4 protein-coding genes and 1 pseudogene are annotated in these 3,804 nt (G+C 45.3%); all 5 read left to right on the top strand.

Annotated features, from left to right (window positions below):
- Positions 1-300 (top strand): annotated as a pseudogene (locus ACWA6V_RS18700) (alpha/beta hydrolase); the annotation flags it as partial.
- Positions 300-1,094: an ABC transporter ATP-binding protein gene (locus ACWA6V_RS18695; protein ID WP_449523912.1), complete on the top strand. Its 795-nt coding sequence runs from the start codon at positions 300-302 to the stop codon at positions 1,092-1,094. The pseudogene ACWA6V_RS18700 and the gene ACWA6V_RS18695, both read left to right, overlap by 1 nt.
- Positions 1,087-2,298, top strand: coding sequence for an ABC transporter permease (locus tag ACWA6V_RS18690; protein WP_449523911.1), 1,212 nt, complete (start codon positions 1,087-1,089; stop codon positions 2,296-2,298). The genes ACWA6V_RS18695 and ACWA6V_RS18690 overlap by 8 nt, the downstream gene beginning before the upstream one ends.
- Before the next feature lie 22 nt (positions 2,299-2,320).
- Positions 2,321-3,127, top strand: a complete 807-nt coding sequence (locus ACWA6V_RS18685) for a sulfite exporter TauE/SafE family protein (RefSeq protein WP_449523910.1) — start codon at positions 2,321-2,323, stop codon at positions 3,125-3,127.
- Between the two features lie 472 nt (positions 3,128-3,599).
- On the top strand, positions 3,600-3,804 hold a 205-nt coding region (locus tag ACWA6V_RS18680; protein ID WP_449523909.1), incomplete at its 3' end, for a hypothetical protein.

The raw sequence follows: 3,804 nt of genomic DNA, 5'->3' as shown, positions 1-3,804 counted from the left end.
GTATGGGCACAAGCTGTTGCGGCGCATTTGCCCAATTCAACAAGTTTGAGTGCGGCGGGTGGTAACCACTCTATTTCATCTGAAGGTTGTGTGCCGCAATTGATTGCGCAATTTATCGAGCGAGCGTCTATGAAGGATGTAAAAGCAGATTGTGTGGAAAAAATTAAACCACTGCCCTTGGTGCTAGGTGCCAATCAGAAAAAAACGGCCAGCTCTGCGGCCGATAATTCTTCATCGGTAAGTGTTTCATCTACAAGCGTTTCCTCCATAGGTATGTCATCGTCAGGGAGTGCAGAATAATGATTCGTGTAGAGCATCTCAGTAAAACCTTTGCGGCAAAAAAGAATAGCGGCCTCAAGTTTCCTGGCTTTAAAAAAGCTGCCACACCAAATCTGATCACCGCATTGGATGATGTCAGCTTTACCTTAAATGATGGCGAGATCACCGGTCTGTTAGGGTTAAATGGTGCAGGTAAATCAACCCTCATGCGTTTGATTTACGGATTGTTGCAGCCGAGTGCAGGTGATGTGTGGGTCAATGAACATCAAGTCAGTAAAAATCCGAACGCTGCGCGCCAACAATTAGGTGTATTGCCGGATGATACGGGTTTATATAAGCGCCTGACCGCGCGCGAAAATATCCGCTACTTTGGTGAGCTGCAAGGGTTGCAAGGTGATGCGATGGAAAAATCTATTAACCAATTAATTGATTGGTTGGGCATGGCGAATATTGCCGAGCGTCGCGCGGAAGGTTTTTCACTGGGAGAGCGTATGAAAACCGCATTGGCGCGGGCGATTGTGCATCAACCACAACATGTTTTGTTGGATGAACCGACTAATGGTTTGGATGTGATTACGACGCGCGCAGTGCGTCGTTTATTACATGAATTAAAAATGCAGGGGCGCTGCGTGATTTTTTCCAGCCATTTGATGCATGAAGTCAGTGGTTTGTGCGACCGCATTATTGTGATCTCCCACGGAAAAATTTTGGCAGACGGCAATCTTGAAACAATTCTGGATGCAGGGAAATCCCATAATCTGGAGGAGGCATTTGTCAATTTAGTTCAGCCACAGCAGGAGCTGCATCATGCGTGATTCGTTTAACCCTACGGAATTGTTGAATAAAATTGACATAGTGTTTCGCAAAGAGTGGCGTGATTCCCTGCGCGACAGTAAAAGCTTACGCATGACGCTCTTAATGCCGGTGTATTTTGTCGGTGTATTTGTCGCCTCGTCGCTATTTATTATTCATATGAGCAATCAATCCAAAGCGACCAACAACGAACCAATCAAACTCGCTGTTGTGGGGGCAGAGCAATTGCCATCACTGATCGATTGGCTGCAAGAGCGCGGTGTACAAGTTGATGCGGTGGGCGATGATGCCTATCAAAAAGTAGAAACGGGCGAATTGGGTTATGCCTTGGTAATCCCCAAAGATGCGCGCGAAAAATTTGCCACAGGTGAATCAATTGAATTAGCGCTGGTTTTTGATGCAACCAACAACAAACTGCAAGGAGGGATTCATTTTGTGCGTCAGCAAATCTGGAGTTGGAATGGGCGCTTGGGTAGTTTGCGTTTGTTATCGCGCGGTATTTCTCCCGGGATCGCCAACCCCGTTTATATTCGCGATCTCAATATAGCCAGCGATGAAAAAATGGGTTTTTTTGTGATGGGGAGTTTGCCGATGCTGTTAATTCTCACTGCCTTTATGGCGAGTGTCGGTTTCAGTGCAGATATGACCGCCGGCGAACGCGAGCGCCGCTCGCTTGAATCCCTATTAATTACGCCTGCATCTTCCACTGCATTAGTGCTGGGGAAATGGTTCAATAGTTTTTCCCTTACGTTGATGGTGTCGCTGGTAGAAGTCATATTGTTGGTCGCCGCATTTGCCTACGTTCCCTTCAAGGAATTAGGGTTGCGTGTTGATGTCTCGCCACTGGAGTTGGCGGGTGTGTTTGTAGTGCTTGCATCGCTCGCGTTGCTGGCGACGTCATTACAATTTTTAATTTCCCTGTTTGCACGCAGTTTTAAAGATGCGCAGACCTATATGGGGTTGATGATATTTATCCCGATGGTGCCACTGTTTTATACCTTGTTCAATCCGAGTGCTTACGCCGATTGGTTCCGCTGGGTGCCGGTGTTGGGGCATCAGGTATTGATTAAAGATCTATTGCTGGGCGGCACAATTACCGCTACCCATTTTGCGCAGGTGTGGTTGGTGTCCGGTGTTCTTGCATGTGCCCTGTTGGCTTATACAATCCAGCAATTGCGCAAACCAAAAATTGTGTATGGAGTCTGATGCTTTGCTACAGGAATTGCTGATGCCTTTAGACATTGTGTGGATATTGTCTTTTTTATTGCTAGGCGCTTTTGTAGGGTTTATGGCAGGGTTGCTCGGTGTTGGCGGCGGTGGAATTATGGTGCCGGTGCTCACTACTTTATTTCTGTATCAAGGTGTTCCCGCAGAACATGTCGTTCATCTAGCCTTGGGCACATCAATGGCCTCGATTATTGTCACATCCATATCCAGTCTGCGAGCGCACAATAGTGCAGGCGCAGTGTTGTGGCAGGTTGTTAAAGTGATGTCTCCAGGCATTGTGTTGGGTACATTTTTAGCAACCTTTATCGCAGCCTATGCCAGCTCTTTTTATCTGGCCATATTCTTTTCGCTCTTTATGGCTGTTGTTTCGCTCCAAATGTTTTTTAACAAAAAACCTAACGCCAGTAGAGAGCTTGCAGGTAACGGCGGTTTATTATTGGGTGGTTCTGGCATCGGTGCGGTGTCTGCACTTGTCTCCACGGGCGGAGGCTCATTAACAGTTCCCTATCTTGTTTGGCAGAATGTTGATATTAAAAAGGCCATTGGCACATCCGCAGCAATCGGCTTACCTATTGCTATCGCAGGTACTGTTGGTTATGTCATCAATGGTTGGTCAAATACATCTCTGAGTCATCATACGCTAGGATTTGTCTATCTTCCTGCGGTACTGTTTATTTCTATCACCAGTTTTATAACGGCACCTTTCGGCGCGAAATTGGCTCACAGATTACCCGTTAAATTACTAAAAAAATTATTTGCGTTACTGCTTATTATTCTAAGTATAAAAATGCTTTTTTCTGTTCTGTAATCCAACATCATTACCAGTCAATGCGTTGCTTACATCGGCAGCTGCTTAAACCAATATTCCTGTCCGTGTAATCCCCCGTAATTGTCTTTTTAAAACTCCTATGAATGTCTGCATGGTCACGCCGTAGTGCCAAAATTAGTATTGTGTTGCTTAATTTAGCTGGTATTGCTGGGTTAATTTTTTGTTGTGATCATGCGTTCCTAGGACGAGCTTCGCGAACCAAGCTGCTGGGGTTACAAATGTGCCCAAAGCGGACAGTCAACTAAATGAGCTCGGTAACTAATTAGGATTGCTTGTGCCGTATAACTCCATAATTAATTCGGAATGATAGTTAACCCTTTGATTTAGAACGGGCTAAACGGATTGGGGGTCATCCAGTTTTTTGGAGTTATACAGCACTACATCAAATTAGTTGGAATAATGTTCTGCGGGTTATATAGTTGGTGCAATTTAACAAACTGTTAGGTGAACCATGAATATAGAATCTGCCATCCGAAACAAGCAATTACTATCATTCAACTATGACGGATATTCTCGTATAGTTGAGCCGCACACATACGGCACAGACACTAAAGGTCATTTAGCCTTGCGCGCCTATCAAGTTAGAGGCGGCAGTGAATCTGGCGAATATTCTGGCTGGAAACTATTTCATGTCAGCCAAATAGTGAACTTATCCG

The sequence above is a fragment of the Cellvibrio sp. genome, assembly GCF_053579595.1.
This window is presented reverse-complemented; position numbering and strand designations above follow the sequence as displayed.

What these genes read in the sequence shown, in the direction of transcription:
- ACWA6V_RS18695 (WP_449523912.1), top strand. Translation starts at nt 300, where the DNA reads ATGATTCGTGTAGAGCATCTCAGTAAAACCTTTGCGGCAAAAAAGAAT.
- ACWA6V_RS18690 (WP_449523911.1), top strand. Translation starts at nt 1,087, where the DNA reads ATGCGTGATTCGTTTAACCCTACGGAATTGTTGAATAAAATTGACATA.
- ACWA6V_RS18685 (WP_449523910.1), top strand. Translation starts at nt 2,321, where the DNA reads ATGCCTTTAGACATTGTGTGGATATTGTCTTTTTTATTGCTAGGCGCT.